At 43.9% G+C, this 17,353-nt stretch carries 18 protein-coding genes; 8 read left to right on the top strand and 10 right to left on the bottom strand.

Annotated features, from left to right (window positions below; all coding sequences use genetic code 11):
* Window positions 1–35: 35 nt before the first annotated feature.
* Complete coding sequence (locus tag DKT73_RS07755) at window positions 36–1,145, top strand: ABC transporter ATP-binding protein (protein WP_111637990.1); 1,110 nt, start codon at window positions 36–38, stop codon at window positions 1,143–1,145.
* 240 nt (window positions 1,146–1,385) lie between these two features.
* Entirely contained in the window at window positions 1,386–2,990 is a 1,605-nt protein-coding gene (gene ushA, locus DKT73_RS07750) for a bifunctional UDP-sugar hydrolase/5'-nucleotidase UshA (RefSeq protein WP_111637989.1), read from the top strand.
* A gap of 109 nt (window positions 2,991–3,099) precedes the next feature.
* Here the strand turns inward: ushA and DKT73_RS07745 are convergent, their stop codons facing one another.
* The 4 genes from DKT73_RS07745 to rph all read right to left on the bottom strand — a co-directional run bounded on the left by DKT73_RS07745 (window position 3,100) and on the right by rph (window position 7,971).
* Window positions 3,100–3,609, bottom strand: coding sequence for a hypothetical protein (locus tag DKT73_RS07745; protein WP_111637988.1), 510 nt, complete (start codon window positions 3,607–3,609; stop codon window positions 3,100–3,102).
* Between the two features lie 107 nt (window positions 3,610–3,716).
* Window positions 3,717–6,131 carry a sensor domain-containing protein gene (locus tag DKT73_RS07740; protein ID WP_111637987.1) on the bottom strand — a complete coding sequence of 805 codons (2,415 nt, stop codon included), beginning with the start codon at window positions 6,129–6,131 and terminating at the stop codon, window positions 3,717–3,719.
* Between the two features lie 26 nt (window positions 6,132–6,157).
* On the bottom strand, window positions 6,158–6,949 hold the full coding sequence (locus DKT73_RS07735) for a substrate-binding periplasmic protein (RefSeq protein ID WP_157959164.1): 792 nt from the start codon (window positions 6,947–6,949) through the stop codon (window positions 6,158–6,160).
* A gap of 302 nt (window positions 6,950–7,251) precedes the next feature.
* Entirely contained in the window at window positions 7,252–7,971 is a 720-nt protein-coding gene (gene rph / locus DKT73_RS07730; RefSeq protein ID WP_111637985.1) for a ribonuclease PH, read from the bottom strand.
* A gap of 145 nt (window positions 7,972–8,116) precedes the next feature.
* On the opposite strand from rph, the gene DKT73_RS07725 reads away from it, so the two are divergent.
* Window positions 8,117–8,983, top strand: coding sequence for a YicC/YloC family endoribonuclease (locus tag DKT73_RS07725; protein WP_111637984.1), 867 nt, complete (start codon window positions 8,117–8,119; stop codon window positions 8,981–8,983).
* Between the two features lie 156 nt (window positions 8,984–9,139).
* On the opposite strand, the gene DKT73_RS07720 is transcribed toward DKT73_RS07725, so the two are convergent.
* A complete protein-coding gene (locus DKT73_RS07720; protein ID WP_111637983.1) occupies window positions 9,140–9,793 on the bottom strand; it encodes a DUF4276 family protein in 654 nt (217 codons plus the stop codon).
* Window positions 9,790–10,782 (bottom strand): AAA family ATPase, encoded by a 993-nt coding sequence (locus DKT73_RS07715; RefSeq protein WP_198666568.1) that lies wholly within the window; start codon window positions 10,780–10,782, stop codon window positions 9,790–9,792. The genes DKT73_RS07720 and DKT73_RS07715 overlap by 4 nt, the downstream gene beginning before the upstream one ends.
* Before the next feature lie 428 nt (window positions 10,783–11,210).
* Here DKT73_RS07715 and DKT73_RS07710 point away from each other — a divergent pair, with 428 nt between their 5' ends.
* The 4 genes from DKT73_RS07710 (at window position 11,211) to DKT73_RS07695 (ending at window position 13,860) form a co-directional block, all read left to right on the top strand.
* Window positions 11,211–11,390: a hypothetical protein gene (locus tag DKT73_RS07710; RefSeq protein WP_111637981.1), complete on the top strand. Its 180-nt coding sequence runs from the start codon at window positions 11,211–11,213 to the stop codon at window positions 11,388–11,390.
* Between the two features lie 90 nt (window positions 11,391–11,480).
* Entirely contained in the window at window positions 11,481–12,794 is a 1,314-nt protein-coding gene (locus tag DKT73_RS07705; protein ID WP_111637980.1) for an ATP-binding protein, read from the top strand.
* A gap of 503 nt (window positions 12,795–13,297) precedes the next feature.
* Window positions 13,298–13,675, top strand: a complete 378-nt coding sequence (mntA, locus tag DKT73_RS07700; protein ID WP_111637979.1) for a type VII toxin-antitoxin system MntA family adenylyltransferase antitoxin — start codon at window positions 13,298–13,300, stop codon at window positions 13,673–13,675.
* Window positions 13,672–13,860 carry a hypothetical protein gene (locus DKT73_RS07695; RefSeq protein ID WP_111637978.1) on the top strand — a complete coding sequence of 63 codons (189 nt, stop codon included), beginning with the start codon at window positions 13,672–13,674 and terminating at the stop codon, window positions 13,858–13,860. The genes mntA and DKT73_RS07695 overlap by 4 nt, the downstream gene beginning before the upstream one ends.
* Here DKT73_RS07695 and DKT73_RS07690 read toward each other — a convergent pair.
* The 3 genes from DKT73_RS07690 to DKT73_RS07680 all read right to left on the bottom strand — a co-directional run bounded on the left by DKT73_RS07690 (window position 13,857) and on the right by DKT73_RS07680 (window position 16,420).
* Window positions 13,857–15,071 carry a type II toxin-antitoxin system HipA family toxin gene (locus DKT73_RS07690; RefSeq protein ID WP_111637977.1) on the bottom strand — a complete coding sequence of 405 codons (1,215 nt, stop codon included), beginning with the start codon at window positions 15,069–15,071 and terminating at the stop codon, window positions 13,857–13,859. The two genes, DKT73_RS07695 and DKT73_RS07690, sit on opposite strands and share 4 nt — an antisense overlap.
* On the bottom strand, window positions 15,064–15,375 hold the full coding sequence (locus DKT73_RS07685; RefSeq protein WP_111637976.1) for a type II toxin-antitoxin system RelB family anti-toxin: 312 nt from the start codon (window positions 15,373–15,375) through the stop codon (window positions 15,064–15,066). The genes DKT73_RS07690 and DKT73_RS07685 overlap by 8 nt, the downstream gene beginning before the upstream one ends.
* A gap of 211 nt (window positions 15,376–15,586) precedes the next feature.
* Complete coding sequence (locus DKT73_RS07680) at window positions 15,587–16,420, bottom strand: ion transporter (RefSeq protein ID WP_111637975.1); 834 nt, start codon at window positions 16,418–16,420, stop codon at window positions 15,587–15,589.
* 254 nt (window positions 16,421–16,674) lie between these two features.
* On the opposite strand from DKT73_RS07680, the gene DKT73_RS20390 reads away from it, so the two are divergent.
* Complete coding sequence (locus DKT73_RS20390) at window positions 16,675–16,809, top strand: entericidin EcnAB (protein WP_111637974.1); 135 nt, start codon at window positions 16,675–16,677, stop codon at window positions 16,807–16,809.
* A gap of 80 nt (window positions 16,810–16,889) precedes the next feature.
* Here the strand turns inward: DKT73_RS20390 and rhuM are convergent, their stop codons facing one another.
* The gene (gene rhuM, locus DKT73_RS20270; RefSeq protein WP_232827819.1) at window positions 16,890–17,084 is read right to left on the bottom strand and encodes a RhuM family protein; all 195 of its coding nucleotides are present in this window, start codon (window positions 17,082–17,084) and stop codon (window positions 16,890–16,892) included.
* Window positions 17,085–17,353 lie beyond the last annotated feature (269 nt).

The raw sequence follows: 17,353 nt of genomic DNA, 5'->3' as shown, positions 1-17,353 counted from the left end.
CGCACCAGTGATTAGACAAAATTTGGAGTAATAACATGGCAAACCTCGTCATTGATAATGTTAAAAAGCGCTACGGCAACACAGAGATTTTGAAAGGCATCAATATTTCCATCAAAACCGGTGAATTCCTGATTTTGGTTGGGCCTTCTGGCTGTGGTAAATCGACGCTGATGAACTCGATTGCTGGTCTTGAAGATGTCACGGAAGGTCGTATTTTAATCGCTGACAAAGACGTGACTTACACTAGCCCAAAAGATCGTGATATCGCGATGGTGTTCCAGTCTTACGCCTTGTATCCCAACATGACGGTAGAGCAAAACATCTCTTTCGGTTTGGAAATGCGCAAGGTACCAAAAGCAGAGCGTGACGTAGAAGTACAACGCGTCGCCGAGCTGTTGCAAATCAGCCATTTACTAGACCGTAAACCGGCACAATTGTCTGGTGGTCAACGTCAGCGTGTTGCCATGGGACGAGCCTTAGCGCGCCGCCCTCAGCTTTACTTGTTTGATGAGCCATTGTCTAACCTAGACGCTAAATTGCGCGTAGAGATGCGTACAGAGATCAAGAAGCTGCATAAAAAGCTTGGTACCACCATCGTTTATGTTACGCACGATCAGATCGAAGCCATGACCTTGGCCGATCGCATCGCCGTGATGAAAGACGGACAAGTTCAACAACTTGGTACCCCACAAGAAATTTATGACAACCCAGCGAATTTATTCGTTGCGGGCTTCATGGGCTCACCTGCGATGAACTTCATCCCAGCCAAAGTGATTGAGCAAAATGGTACGCCCATGTTGGAGCTGGCCACCAGCACCACGGTTGCTTTGCCATTCCCAAAACCAGAAGCACTAAAGAACTATGTAGGCAAAACCATCTTACTTGGCCTGCGCCCTGAAATGATCACCGAACCTCAGCCGCACAAAGAGGGTCAGCCTTTTGTGACGACCACAGATGTAGAAGTCGAAGTGACTGAGCCTATGGGGGCTGACACCATGATTCTAACTCGTGTCAACGATGCTGAAATCAACTGTCGTTCCAACCCAATGTACCCAGCTGCGGCGGGATCCATCATTAAAATGATGTTCGACACCTCTAAAGCCGTTGTCTTTGATCAAGAATCTGGTCGACGTTTAGATCTCTAGTCGTCACTCTTGCTATAACGCGTTAAAAAAGCCCAAAACAGAATGTTTCTGTTTTGGGCTTTTTTATGAAAAACGTCAATTTTTTGCACAAATGGTCAAAATTACTGCACAGTCCCTCGAACTTGTCACAAATATGAGATACATTTTGAGAACCGTAATCAAACAAGCGACTCTAATAGTGGCATTTGGTTATCTCAAATCGAAGAATGGCCGACTAATATCATGTAAAGGAACCAAACCATGAAATTCACCAAGCGTTTTATCACGCATATTGCGATAACAGGCGTCGCATTATCCGTGACAGCCTGCTCAATGGCGCCACAAAAACCCGACTGGAAAGAAGACAAAGAATATAAGGTAACCATCCTACACACCAATGACCATCACGGTCGTTTTTGGCAAAACAGCAACGGCGAATACGGCATGGCCGCTCGCAAAACCTTGATCGATAACATTCGTGAAGAAGTCGTATTAGACAATGGCAATTCCCTATTGCTGTCTGGTGGTGACATCAACACTGGCGTTCCAGAGTCTGACATACAAGACGCTGAGCCTGACTTTCGTGGCATGAAAATGTTGAAGTACGATGCCATGGCATTGGGTAACCACGAATTCGATAACCCACTTTCTGTTTTGAAAAAGCAACAAGAATGGGCCGGTTTCCCTTTCCTTTCTGCCAATATTTTAGATGCCAAAACAGGCAAGCCACTGTTTGACGCCTATAAAATTTTTCAAGTTGACGATTTGAAAATAGCGGTAGTCGGTTTCACTACCGACGACACCGTAAAACTAGGTAACCCAGAATTCCTTACAGGCATCAAAATCGAATCGCCGATTACCGTTGCGAAAACCCTCATTCCAGAGCTTCGTAAAAAAGCCGACTTAGTCGTTGCGGTAACTCACATGGGTCACTACAAAGATGGAAAACATGGCGGTAATGCCCCTGGCGACGTCACCCTAGCACGCACAGTTCCAGGCATTGACGTTATTGTCGGTGGTCACTCACAAAATCCTTTGACTCAGCCTGATGAACAAAACGGTACGCTGATTCTGCAAGCCCACGAATGGGGAAAATACGTTGGTCGTCTAGACTTTGTCTACAAAAATGGCGCCATCGTTTGGTCCGAATACAAACTCATTCCAGTCAACTTGAAGAAAAAAGTCACCACGGCTGACGGCAAATCTGAACGTGTTTTCATTGAAGAAGAAATTCCTCAAGACCCAACCATGCTAGCCATGCTAACGCCGTTCCAAGAAAAAGGTGAAAAAGGGCTCAATGTGGAAATCGGTTTCGCCAATGCCGACTTCGTTGGTGATCGAGATCAAGTGCGCAGTCAAGAAACCAACCTTGGTAACTTGATCGCCTTGGCAATGAGACAAAAAGTAAACGCAGACATTGGTATCATGAACTCTGGCGGTATTCGCGATAATCTCGAAAAAGGCCTTGTTACCTACAAAAGCGTGTTGAAAGTACAGCCTTTCGGTAACATGGTGTCTTATGTCGATTTCAGCGCCACTGAACTAACAGATTACCTTTCTGCTGCTGCCGCAAAAGAAGCCGGCACCGGCGCATTTGCTCAATTTGACGGTGTTTCTTTGACACTCAAAGACGGCAAAGCCACCAACATCATGGTGGCAGGCAAAGCACTGGATATGAATAAAACCTATCGTGTTGCTGTAAACAATTACACGGCGTCAGGTGGTGACGGTTACCCTAAAATTTCCGATCATCCAAACTACGTCAACTCAGGTTATGTGGATGCCGATGTATTGGTGGAATACATCCAAAAGAACTCACCATTGGATGGTGCTAAATTCGCCCCAACAGGTGCTGTAAAGCGTTAATTGTATTTCGCTAGTTGCCAGCATTAGCCACTAAAAAGCCCCAATATTGGTTGTCCAATCATTGGGGCTTTTTTATTGGTAACATGCTGTTGAAAAGTCAGTTTTATAGTTACTGTTTTTGATAAGACAGTGACCAAGTTAACGGTGTTGGCAGCTTTTCAGATTCTAACTTAACAGTAAACAACACTTCGCTGTCACTGATTTGTTGCCAGGTGTTCGTGCGCTTACCACGTTCAGACTCAAGCACCAGAATCACAGCATCATTAGTTTGCTGATAGGTGCCTGATATCTCGACACCCTCCTCGTCCTTCTTAATCACCTCACCTTTGGCGCTCATTGGCATGACATCAGCTTCGGCTGCATCACACTGCCACTGAAACGCTTCTGCCTGCCAGCCTAGTACCCATTGCTGACAAACTTGCGTCTGTTTCTGCAACACAGGTCGCGCCAAAGCACGAATAAAAAAATTCATCTCCTGCGCCACGTTTTCAACCGCTTCATCCAGTTTCGCTTGCGTATTGTCTGCGTCTTGCAATCGCCACGTTCCCTCTAAACTCAACGCTTGCACACCAGAACTGACGACCATGCTTAATACGCCAACACCGATCAATTTATTCACCTTGCTTCTCCTTATTGTTATTGTGGTTAGATCATCGCAGAGTGCAAGAGACTTGTAAGGCGCAAAAACGCTCACAATAACTAACATTTAGCGCCAAAACACCATGACTACGCATCTTGGCATTCGAAGGGAAACACCTCATTATCTTTTAGGTACAAGGTCGCCAGATCAGCTTTAACCGGTTTTGAAAAATAATACCCTTGGTAGCGCGTACAACCAATGTGCTCTAAGATCTGTTTCTCAACACGACTCTCGACCCCTTCTGCTAACACCGATAAATTCATGTGTTCAGCCATAGACACTATGGTGTTAATGATCACATGGCTGTTAGGATCACTCGATAGATCTCGTACAAACGTCTGATCAATCTTCAGCTGATTGAGTGGAAAATGCTGTAAATATCGCAAAGAAGAATACCCTGTACCAAAGTCATCCACCGAAAAACGTATGCCATGCTCTTTTAAACGCCACATTTTTTCGGCCACTGACGCAATATTCTCCACCAGCATCCCCTCTGTGATTTCTAGATCGAGCAAGTTCGGGTCCACTTGTGTTCTCTCTATTACCGCTTCCACTGTGCCCACAAAGCCTTCTTGCGCAAACTGGTAAGGACTGATATTGATCGCAACGCCTTCAAATGACGATGGTAAGCCGATACCTTGCCAAATTTTCACTTGTCGACAGACGTTTTCGAGTACCCAGTCTCCTATTTCATAGATCAGGCCGATCTCTTCCGCCACGGGAATAAAGCGCGCTGGCGATACCAGACCAAGCTGAGGATTATGCCAGCGTAACAAGGCTTCATAGCCCATCAGCTCGCCTCGTTTATTCACTTGGGGCTGATAGACTAAATAGAACTCATCGTCACGAATGGCGCCGTGTAAAGCTTTTTCGAGTATGGCGAGGTCCGTAATTTGCTGCAGCATTTCTTGGCGATAAAAACGAAAACCATTGCGGCCCTTCTTCTTCGCCTCATACATAGCGGTGTCCGCTTGTCGGAGAATCTGAGAGTCACTGGCCTCGCCAAAGGGAAACAAACTGATGCCAATACTCGCAGAGATAAACACATCCGTCTGTTCTAAACGAAACACTTTAGATAGCTGCGACAGTAATACTTCAGCAAGAATCGTCGCCCTATGTTGTGCCTCATCATGGTCATTGGCGAGCACGGGTAACAAGAGCACAAACTCATCGCCACCGATCCGCACGGCAATATCCGACTCGGATAAACAGGATACAATACGCCTAGCGGCTTCGATCAAAAGAGCATCACCAACATGGTGCCCCATGGAATCATTGACATTTTTAAAACGGTCTAAGTCGATAAACACTAAACCACCAACCTGGCCAGTACTACGCGCCTCTGAAATCACCTTTTCCAGATGCTGATTTAAAAAGCGTCGATTAGGCAAACTGGTCAGAGCGTCGTAATATGCCAAAAACTTGACCTGCTCTTGGTCCTTTTTACGCTGCGTAATATCACGAAAAGACGCCAAAAAGCGCGCCTCATTGTCCAAATAAATGATGTTTGCACAGACTTCAACGGGAAAGCTCTCACCGTTACTCCGACGATATTGTGTTTCAAATATCTTAGGATCGCCTTGAGCACTTTTCACCCAGTCTTGCAACAAGCTGGGAGTTTGTTCTGGGTCTATGTCTTGAATGTTTAATGTAAGCAATTTAGGCGCGTCATACATCAACAAACGACAAGTTTCATGGTTACAATCGAGTATTTCGCCCTTCAAATTTGTCAGCAACATACACTCACTGGATTGATGTAAAACCGCTTTAAAATAGGCTTCTCTTTTGGCTAATTCGCTTTCAACCTTTTTTCGCTTATGCCAAAGCGCCGTGATAGTGCGTGCCAAGATCCCCAGCTCATCTTCCCGAGAGGTTTGTTTAAATTGCAATTGCGCAGGGTCGTTTTCGGCATTTTCCAAGAGACTAAGTTGACCAATTAAACGTGACAGAGGATGAGAGATCTGTACGTAAAACAGCATAAACATCGCCGCGCCAAGCAACATGGCCGACAATAACGAGGTACTAATCAAACGGAAACTGCGACGAATAAAACCGTTAGTCACGGACCCACTGTCTATGGTGACAACGATGGTACCGACCACTAAATGATTATTGCGCTTTAACGATAAGCGGAAGTGTTTTGGTAAATCACTAAAAATGCGTTCCGATAACCAGCGTGATGACACAGGCTCCAGTGACCGATAAGCACTTGCTAATTCATAACCCAAATCGTCTTCTAAACGCGCCGTATGAAAGCTATTCGAACGCATTAGGCCTGTCAGCACTTTTTTTGCCAAGGTCTCATCCAACGAATAGGCGGCTTCTGTCGCGGCATTTTCGACAATCTGCAGCGTCGACGTTACCTGTTTCTGAATGGTGGCTTTTTCATCCTGCCAATCAAAAAACACTTGAAAGGTACTCATCAACAAACTCAGCAATAGCAAAAGCACCAGTGCCCACTTGGCTTGCTGATAAGAAAGGCGTTTACGCAAAGCTAACATAATCCCTCACCGTTTATAGCGCGAACTTAAGGCGCAAAAGATAGCCCGTATTGCTTAAAAATTTCGTCCCTTTTTCCGCTTCGATCCAGCTCTTTCAAACCGTCATTTAATATATCACGCCACTTTTGAGCATCAGGATAACGTTTACTAAAACAGACCGCATAGTGGTCTAATCCCAAGCCTTTCACATCGTAAAAACTCAACTTATCCGCGACACCCATTTGATGCGCTTCAAACAACGCACTATCACGCTCCGTCATGAAAATATCCTGATTGCGCCGTAAGATCAGATTAATCCCTTGTTCTAACCCAGTAACAGAAGAATAAGAAATGCCTGCATCTTGCAATATATTCGTTTGCGACCAACCATTTACCGCCGCCACATCAAATCTTGTTAGTATATCTAGGTTGGTATTTTCCACATCCAAATACCCCAAACGCGTGACAAACGCACTCATAGACTCACTCAAGGGCGAAGAAAAATAAGCAAATGTCTCGCGCACAGGCACCCGACGGCAAGACACCGCCCCCAACACTAAGCCTTCTTCAACATCACGCATCACGCGCTTCCATGGATGTAACTCAATACGCACAGAAATACCCTGCGTCGCGTAAGCAGCCCGCAATATATCAACGTCCGAGCCATAGACATCACCAGCGTTAGGGAAACGGGCTGATGGTGGTAAAATCGACGCATCTATAATACGTGGCGGCAAATGCACCGTGTGCAAGACTATCTCTTGCGCGTAACCGCGCACCGAAAATGCCCCAAACACAATGCTCAGGCTATAGATTAGAATCCAAGAAATACCTCTCAAGCCCCCTCCTATCATGCTCTTTCGGTCAAAAAACATTCTAAATCTGATCAAATATCCCCTATAACGCTGTGTCACTCAAGCAATATCCACAATTCATACTCAGTTTTACTAGCAAAAAATAAACCAGTAGGCATAAAAGAAGGCACAAAAAACGTCTTGAGAACCCCTAAAAATACAGATGAGAAATCGATAGGTAAAAAAAATCTAGCCGAGGCTAGATTTTCATGATTAAACGACCCTTATCTATGCATGATAAGGGTATCGTTAATACGCTTTTTTGGGTGGTGCTTGTTTGTCAGCTCTTACTTATCAAACAAGGCTGCGCGCTGCGCTTCCATGATTTCGGTAATGCCTTTACGCGCCACGGCTAGCATCCCCATCATGTGTTCGTCGCTAAACGCCTCACCTTCGGCTGTGCCTTGAATCTCGATAAAACCGCCTTTGTCGTTCATGATAACGTTCATATCTGTTTCGGCGTTGGAGTCTTCTGGGTAATCCAAATCCAAGACTGGCACACCTTTGTAAACGCCTACTGAAATGGCCGCGATTTGTGACACGATTGGATTCACTTTGATCTTTTTATTCTCAACCAAGACACGCATCGCATCCGCCAAAGCAACAAAGCCACCCGTAATAGAGGCCGTACGCGTACCGCCGTCGGCTTGAATCACATCACAGTCAATCGTAATGGTATTCTCACCCAATTTTTTAAGATCCACCGCGGCGCGCAAAGAACGACCAATCAAACGCTGAATCTCCACCGTACGACCACCTTGCTTACCTCGAGCCGCTTCACGGTCCATACGGCTGTGTGTAGAGCGAGGCAACATACCGTACTCTGCTGTGATCCAACCTTGGCCCTTGCCTTTTAAAAAACGCGGCACGCCAGAAACCACAGTCGCCGTACAAATAACTTTCGTGTCGCCACATTCGATCAGCACCGAGCCTTCCGCATGCTTAGTAAAATTACGTGTGATTTTAAGGGGACGTAATTGATCTGCTTCTCTACCGCTTGGACGCATACTCATCTCTCTATCAGGTTAACCATCATAAAGCCGCAATTATAATGATCTTAGATAAAATTGCGCCCCTTCCCTGCGAAACTCTTGACGATAGGCTACAATATTGCCTTTATTTTTTTATTGCATTTTTTATTAGGTATTCAACATGACAGCAAGCATGACCGCCTTCTCACGCCAAGAAGCCGTATACGATTGGGGCACCATCAGCTGGGAAGTACGCTCCGTCAACCAACGCTACCTAGAGCCTAGCTTTCGTCTACCCGAAAACTTTCGCGAGCTTGAGTTTGCCTTTCGTGATGTGCTGCGCAAAAAGATCAATCGCGGCAAACTGGAATGCCAACTGCGCTTCCAAGGCGTCGACAAAGCCGCTACCCACTTAACCATCAATCCAAGCAACGCCCAAGCCTTGGCAAACGCCATCGACACACTCGGCACTTGGTTTAAAGACCTAGATCCAGCCAACCCGCTCGACATCCTAAAATGGCCAGGCATTCTCAGTGACGAAGGAAGCGACTTTGAGATGATGAAAAAAGCCGTTGTCACACTGTTTAATCAATCGGTCGACGAACTCATTCAAGTACGTCTTCGTGAAGGGGCGCAGCTAAAAGACATCATCGAACAACGCTTAGACGCCATCGAAGCCATCGTCGTCGAAGTTCAAGCCAAACTGCCCACCATCATTGCCGCGCAAAAACAAAACCTGCTCGACAAGCTGGAAGCCGCCAAAGTCGACCTCGACCCCATGCGCGTCGAAGCCGAAATCGTCTTATTAGCACAAAAGGCCGACGTTGCCGAAGAACTCGACCGCTTAGCCACCCACACAAAAGAAGTCCGCCGTCAGCTGCAACAAAATGGCCCAATTGGCCGTCGCCTCGACTTCTTAATGCAAGAACTCAACCGCGAAGCCAATACACTCTCATCAAAATCCATTGTCGTCGAAACCACCCAAAGCGCCGTGGAATTAAAGGTTCTTATTGAACAGATGAGAGAGCAGATCCAGAATATTGAGTAGACTTCAATAATACGGAATAAAACTCATAACCTATTGAAAAGCTCGATTTATTTCGAGCTTTTGTTTCTTTTGGTTTCATTCGATTAGCGTATGAATTTCACTGCCAGCCTCTTTGTGGTGGTCATTTTTACTCGACCACTACAACCATTACAAAGATCAACGAGCTAAATCTAAAATACTGCCTATCCAAGCATCAAAGTGTGGACATTTCCTCCTGAAAGTATCAATCCCTATAACTTCAGCGATCATTGGACCATGCAAAGTCTTTTTATATTTTGGAGCATGCTTCTCAATTCTTTTGGATGGTGCAGTATGCTCACCTTCATTGATATATTCAGGACTTGGGAACTGTTCGGAAATTTTTTTCAGTGCACTGTCATCAACATTGTCTATCCAGTCTGAAATAACATCAGTATCGCAAAAAAGCAGCGCTTCAAACTCGTGAAGCATTAAAAAAGGTATAAAGTTACTTATACTAAGATCATCCTTCATAGCTTGCTCAAGATAAGTAACTTTATCATAGCAATTATTCAAAGCATGATATGAAGGATCCGATCGACCAGGAGAATCTTTTGGATACCTATAGAAATCAATAAGGGTCGTTATCCAAGCATTTTTATCTTGTTTCCGAATTTTCCCTAGTTGATTTCTAACTTTTTGATAATTAACAATTCCCCCTTTATGGCCAGGGCTCGTTGTAGCAATGATAGGAGTAAGATATATCCCAGAACGCATAAAATAATCGTATAGGACCTGAGTCACAAAAGCCTCTTCGGATTGCCCCTCTACAAATACAATTACTCTTGTCACTTCTGAGGCCTCCCGCCGATGATGTTTTTCTTCCAAATATCGCCAAGAGAGTATTCTTCAAGCCAGCCAGATAATGACTCAATGTCTGGCCGCGTAAAGGTAGATTTCCCTTTATGCCTATCAACTATGATTAAATCTTCTAAATCAAATTGGTTCACTAACTCAACTGACTGAGTGGACACTATGATTTGATGATCTTCCGAAGCACTTTTAATCAAGTCAGCCAACACATTAATCGCATAAGGGTGCAAACCAAGTTCAGGTTCATCAATTATAATCGCACTTGGCATGAATTCTTCTGGCTGCAAAAGAACAGTAGAGAGTAAAATGAATCTCAATGTCCCATCTGAAAGTTCACTCGCCTTGAAAGGTATATCTTGTTCAACCTCTGTCCACTCAAGTTGAATGAAATCCGCATTATCCGTAGTAGGCCTTAAAAAGAAGTCACCAAAGAAAGGAGCTACTAATTTTATTGTCTTTACTATTCTTTTATAGTGCTTCTCTTGATGCTGCTTAAGACGGTATAAAAAAGCAGCTAGATTCGATCCGTCTTCTCTTAAATATTCATTATCATTTAGCCGATGAGTTTGTTTCACTTTCGCACTATCACTAGTGTCATGAAAGTGATAAACCCTCCAACCTGTCATTGTTGATAAGGTATATTGCTTAACTCCAGATCTATGCTCATCAGCTCGTGACTCAAAATGACCAGAGTAATTTCCAAAATCGCCCTTCATATTCCAAAACAAAGATTCATTTTGAAACATCATTCTGTTGTCATTAGTTGCTTCTAGAGTAAATTTGTAGCCATTATTCCCAAAATACAACTCAGCGGACAGCGACTCAGTCTGCTTCCTACCGAAGTGTAGCAAAGAATCTGGCCCTCCCGATTTTCCAACTAGCGTTTGCAAACGATGATCTAGCATTATAGAAATAAGCTTAAAAAAGCTAATGAAATTAGACTTACCTGCTCCATTAGCACCGATCATTACATTCAGGCACCCCATACTTAAGCAACATGTCTCTATCGACTTATATCCATAGATATTTATCTCACTCAGATGTGTACGATTGGTTACAGGTTTCATGTTGAGCCTTACGAAATAGAAGCTAGTATACCTATCAAAGATAGACGTATTTCAGAATTAGATGATGCCATCTATCGCTTGCAGAGCAAAGCCACTACCCCCTAGAAAAGACCTATCTCGTTTAAATTTCAGATAAAATCCCAAATTTCCCAGCAATCCCAAGAAAAAATAAGGATTTACTACTTCTCAGCAACAAAAATCGTAACTAACTGAAAATAAATAATATATTAAATCATATTGTCTATTTTCGACATTAAGGTCCAAAATATTGAGCAATTTCGATCAAGGAGTGGATAGCGATACTATCTACTTACTCCAATAGAGGCGTTATGAATGAAATCATTGATCATAAAATCGTGATAATCCATCACAGCCTAGCTCGGATCAATGAAGTCTATCGCCTAGCAAAAGATCACCTTGATACTAACCTAACAAGCCAAGACTCGATCATCTTCAATCCGGCGTTTTTCAACTCAACCATAATGCAACAAACACTTTTATGCGCATAAAAATGTAAAAAACCACACTTTAATGCGCGTAAAAATGTGGGATGAGTTATGCTATAGGCTGTTAACAATCTTGATTGGCGGGAACAAACAATGCAGCGTAACTTACTCAACGCCTTAATAGCATGGAAAAAACAGTCTGTGCGCAAGCCATTATTGATCGATGGCGCGAGACAAACAGGTAAAACCTATCTGCTGAAAGAGTTGTTTGGTAAAACCTTTGCCAACATCCTTCGTATCGACTTCCTTGAAAACCCTGCCTACAAAGAAGCGTTCGATGGCTCACTGTCACCTGACGAGCTAGTAATGAACATTGAGTTGTTAACCAACCAAGCGTTCAATCCAGAAACCGACTTGCTGATATTAGATGAAATTGGCGAATGTGAACGAGCCGTTACTTCGCTTAAGTATTTTGCCGAAAAAGCCCCGTCCTATTTTGTCGCAGCCAGCGGTTCTAACATTGGTTTGCTCAACACCTTCCCTGTGGGCAAAGTAGAACAATACAATTTACGACCACTGACCTTCCAAGAATTTATTTACGCATCCAACGAGCAAGCACTGATCAAAGCATTTGATAGTCAAGCAAGCACACCAGCGGTGCATACTAAATTGATGGATAAACTAACCGACTATTTTTTTACCGGTGGTATGCCGGAAGCCGTTTCTGCTTGGTATCAGTATAAGGATTCAAGCATTCTAGAGCGTGTTGAAAAAGTCACAAAAATTCATGCCGATTTAGTTGAAGGTTATCGCCGCGATTTTGGTAAGTACGCGGGCAAGGTCGATGCCACACTGATTGAATCGGTATTTAATAGCATTCCAGCCCAGCTATCACTTGTCAGCGATGAGTCGGTTAAACGCTTTAAATTTAAGCATGTGCATGAGCGTAAATCTCGTTATAGCGATTTTGAAACCGCGATCCATTGGCTTAACTGCTGCCGCTTAGCTTTGCCAAACTACCCTATTGAAGGATTGCCGAAATCTCCGTTAGCGGCCTATAAAAAAGAAAATATGGTCAAGCTGTTTCTGTTTGATGTGGGCCTGCTTAATCATATGCTCGGCAGCAGTTATAAAGAAATTAAACAGCAAAACTATGAGTACAAAGGTTATGTGGCTGAAAACTTTGTGCAACAAGAGCTCACTGCCATTGGCGTTGACCCAAGCTATTCATGGAATGACGCCCGCGCCGAAATCGAATTTATTTTGGCGACCGATGAAGGCGATATCGTCCCTGTGGAGGTCAAAAGTGGTAAACGTACAAGAGCAAAATCGTTGGCATCCTACTTTGAAAAATGTACTCCAAGTAAAACCTTTAAGTTAACGGGTACACAAGGCTCATCAGCGCTAGAGCAAACCAATATCGTGATGCCTTTGTATTTCACGCAGTATGTACCCCAGAGATGGTAAAAGCGCGTAGTCTAGAAGTATGAGGTCTACACAACATTACCTTATGAGTAACAATTTGTAGACCTGGATGACGGATACTCGATATTCAGTCTTGGCAATATTGGACACCACAGCATCCGAATCGAACTTTATTCAATGAAAATGGACACCATGATATCCATTTAAGGCTAGGCTAATTTTCTGCTGACTCATCACGGTCACATAAAACAAGCGAAAAATGGCGAAGCTATGTTGGCAGAAATCGTGCTCGATAAAGCCTTTCAAAACTGCTATGTTTTAGCTCTAACAGCAGCATAAAAACGGCACTGTTTTTCCGTAGTCATAGCCAACAAGCACCACTAAGATTTAGTAAAAGCCAGAGGCAGGTGGTGGGCAGTTTGGTGGGCAAACAGGCATTTTTGAACGGCTTCTTTTCGATAAGCTATTGAGTTTGTTGGGGTCTAGGCCGCTACTCAATGAGCAAATTCAGAATATTGAATAATCTGAAACCGTAAGGTAGCACTATGCTCGATAGAAATAAGCTAATTCAAGCCATACAACACCTAATGCCAAAGGCTAGGTTGATTTACTTGTTTGGTTCTCAAGCTGATGGTATTGCTACGGCTTCCAGTGATATTGATATTGCCGTGCTACTGGACAAAAAAATAGACTCAGTAGCACGCTTTGATCTCCAAGAAACACTCGCCATCGAACTGAATCAGGACGTGGATTTAGTCGATTTGCTAACGGCTTCGACAGTCTTACAAAATCAGATCATTATGAATGGTGAGTTACTTGTCGGTAGCGAAGACGAGCAAACTAAGTTTGAAATGCAAATCATGTCTATGTATCAACACTTGAACGAAGAACGAGCTGGCCTATTGCAGGACTATTTACAATGAACGACTCAATTATTAATAAGCTCACCTCTATTGATCGCTACCTAGATCGTATTCGGGAGGTTTATGCTTTAGCAAAAGAAAACTTCGACTCAGACTACACCAGCCAAGATTCGATCTTCAAAATCCATCGTCTTAGGAACAACGCAACGCACCGTGGAATTGAAGCGCGTCGATTCCCATTTTAGCGCAGCGGTATGCTTCGTAAGTGCAGCTCAATGGCTTCTATCATCGATTTAGTCAGCGGTAAATGCGCTTTTTCTTTCGCCCATATTTCATGGAAACCTGCCACGGTTTGTTTGGCGGTATCCAACACCAATTTTTCTGGCAGCATGGCTTTAGCGGCTAAGTGTGATAACTCATCCAGCGTGAAATCACTGAATCTCTTGCTACGGCTAACCTTCAGCGACGCACTATCATCGGGAATATAAGGAATGGTCGAGACAAAGTCATAAGCAGGTGCTATCGATGCGGTGCGCTTGTCTTTGTAAATCACAGACCAATTCTTCAAATGCATATCGGCATTGCCAATTAGAGTGTTGAACACCAATCGGCGAGTAAATTCTGCGATATCCTCGTCTTGTCCTTCGATGCCGATAACCTGAGCAATATTCCGCATACTGGCTTTTTTGTATTTATCTTGAGGATAAACGCCAAACACTTGCGCAAAATCTTCAATATGTACGGCTTGCTCACCTGCACGATCAAAGCGCTTGATCACAAACGCACTGTCACCAAATTTACCGATACCATCTGGGATATTAGCAATCTGGTTAATCGGGAGTAACTGCGTTTCTGGCACGTCCATTCCCAACATTCGAGCCAGTTCCATCATCGAATATTCATTTTCTGGCACAGCGTCAAAGCGAGACGATGGCAATTTTACAATCCAAGAACCACCTTGACCAGTTGCTGGAATAGTCAAACCACCGCCTGCCTGTTGTACGGCTGAAAACTTCAATTGCACACCCGCTAATGAAAAACGCATTGGCACTTCAACTTTCGTTTCATCGTCAATGTCTTGACGCACATTAGGTGGCAGCGCTTCGCCATCAGTAGGTTCAACCGTGATCGCACCTGCTAAATCTTGTCCTAACACCCACAATAGAAAAAATTCTCGCGCGGGGTTCACACCGGCACGCTCTGCCAAGTAATGACGCATGGTTTCTTCTGGCAAAAGGTTAGAGAAAAACGGAGTTAACTTAGTTTGGGTCGGTTTAAAGTTAGTCAGCAAGCCACCTAGCGAATCTTTAAAACCCAGTCCTAACACGGGCCGCGATTCGTCATTAATGTACGAATCCATAAAGGCAAAAAGTGTTCTGTCATTACCCACGTTGGTGATCGTTGCGATAGGTTCACCGTAGAGCAACACGTTAAGCGTAGAAACATGATTAGTCATCGTCGTCTTCCCCTAACTGATATGCGGGCGACATCTGCTCATCTTCATCGCTGAGACCTTGGCTGCTTCGAATGATTGACTTGATGGCAGGAATGGACTTTTTAGGCGCAACCAATAGCTCTAGGTCGAGTACACGGGCAAGAGCAATCAAACTGGACATTCTTAAATCAACACCACCAGACTCGATTTTCGATATATGGCTTTGCGGTACACCCGAACGCGCACTTAACTCTCTCTGGCTGAGCCCCTTACGCACCCGAGCCTCTCGAAGACTTTGCAGTATTTGCTCGGTTACATAGCTCATATTGATATGCCTTAATAAATCACTAAAGAAGATTTATATATTAAAGCACATCATACACCGAAGAGCACAAATATGATGACTTATTACATATCAAAAAGTATATTTTGATATGTAATTATAGATAATTTTGATGTTTTTCGTGAGTATTAAAGCCAATACGCTTTCGTCAACATTCGCCTTACAAACTCGATAGGAGCGTTTTTATAAACCCTCACTCCTTCCCTTGCTTCATTTCCCGACGCAATTCCTTCAACTCTTGCTGAAGTTGTTGCATTTGCTCCAGTAACTGTTGCTGAGTGGCTTTTTCCGCATCCAGCTCGTCTTTAATATCGTCGTCGTGCATGGTTTGCACAGCATTGACGATGACAGCGATGAAGAGGTTCAGCATGGTGAAAGTGGCGATCAGGATAAAAGGCACAAAGAACGCCCAAGCATAGGGGAATTCTTCCATGACGGGACGCGCGATGCCCATGGACCAGCTTTCTAGCGTCATCACTTGGAACAGGGTATACAAAGACGCGCCTAGGCTACCAAACCAGTCTGGGAAGGCTTCGCCAAATAACTTGGTCACCATCACCGCAGCCACGTAATACACCAGCCCCAATACCATGGCGATGGACAACATGCCATTTAGAGATTTGATTAACGCTCCGACAATTTTTCGCATCGATGGCACAAAAGTCAGTACACGTAATACCCGCAAAACGCGGAGCGCACGCAACACGGCAAACGGCCCGCTGGCTGGAACTAAAGCGATCCCCACGACAATAAAGTCGAACACATTCCAACCATCTTTGAAAAAGGCAAAGCGATGCACAAACAAGCGAATACTCAGCTCAACCACAAACACGGCCAGAATCGCCTTGTCCAAGGCCATTAAAAACGGCCCAACGCTTGTCATCACCTCAGAGGAAGTTTCTAATCCGAGAATAACGGCATTGACTAAAATCAACGCCAACAAACTACGTTGTATTGTCGAATTTTCAATAAACGCCTTTAAACGCTGACGAATGGGATTCGTTGGAACCACCGGTGTACTGGGCATGCGCCACCTCAATGCTAGATTGTCCCGAACTTGGGCTAAATTGACGCCATTCTATGCCAGAGCCAAATAAGATCAATCTCTTTTGATGTAAATACATGGGGCTGTTTAAGGATTTTGCCATAAGGCTTTTTTGTCAGAAAGAAAGAGCAAAAACCGGTAAAACCCTTTATCCTAAGTTAAATCAAAATAGTGCGTCATTCTTTACAAAACTTTTTGGTAATGTGTAAAGACTCATAACGAAGAGAGGTTTGAACATGAAGTTTCCATTATTAGCCATTGCGGTAACACTTGCGTTAGCTGGCTGCGCAAATACTTGGGAAGGCGTGAAAGAAGACTCCTCAAAAGCCTACGAAAGTACCAAAGAAACCATTCATAAAGCGACTGAGTAAGCCGATTTTATAAACCATGACCGTATTTTAAAGCCCGCTTTTACCCTGTGTAGAAGTGGGCTTTTCACATACAAAGCCTTTCAATAAATCGCTTCTCTATTCTCCATGCGCTCTTTATCAATCACATAACCCTTGATAGAAAACTCACGCAACCCCTGAGTCGCCCACTGACGGAACTGAGTCGCTCGCACAGAATTAACGCGATAACCAACAAAGATAATGGCGTCTAGATTGTAATGCTGCGTATCATACTTTTTACCGTCAGAAGCAGTTATCCGGAATTTCCGGATAACTGCTTCTTCATTGAGTTCGGCTGATTGAAATATATTTTTGAAATGCTCACTGACCGTTCGTACATCAACATCGAACAGCTCAGCAATCAGCTTTTGGGAAAGCCAAATAGTGTCTCATAACGCGCCTCAATGCTCTGCTCACCAGATTGCCCAGTAAAAATCAAAAACTCAGCCGTGCTATTGCAGATTAACTTGGTGGTCATTGGCACATCCAAACTCTTTTTGAATCAGAAAATCAGGAAACTAATTAT

Source organism: Marinomonas shanghaiensis, from assembly GCF_003259175.1.
GTDB classification, from domain to species: domain Bacteria; phylum Pseudomonadota; class Gammaproteobacteria; order Pseudomonadales; family Marinomonadaceae; genus Marinomonas; species Marinomonas shanghaiensis.
Note: the sequence above shows the minus strand (reverse complement) of the source record. Positions and strands in the feature narration are given on the sequence as shown.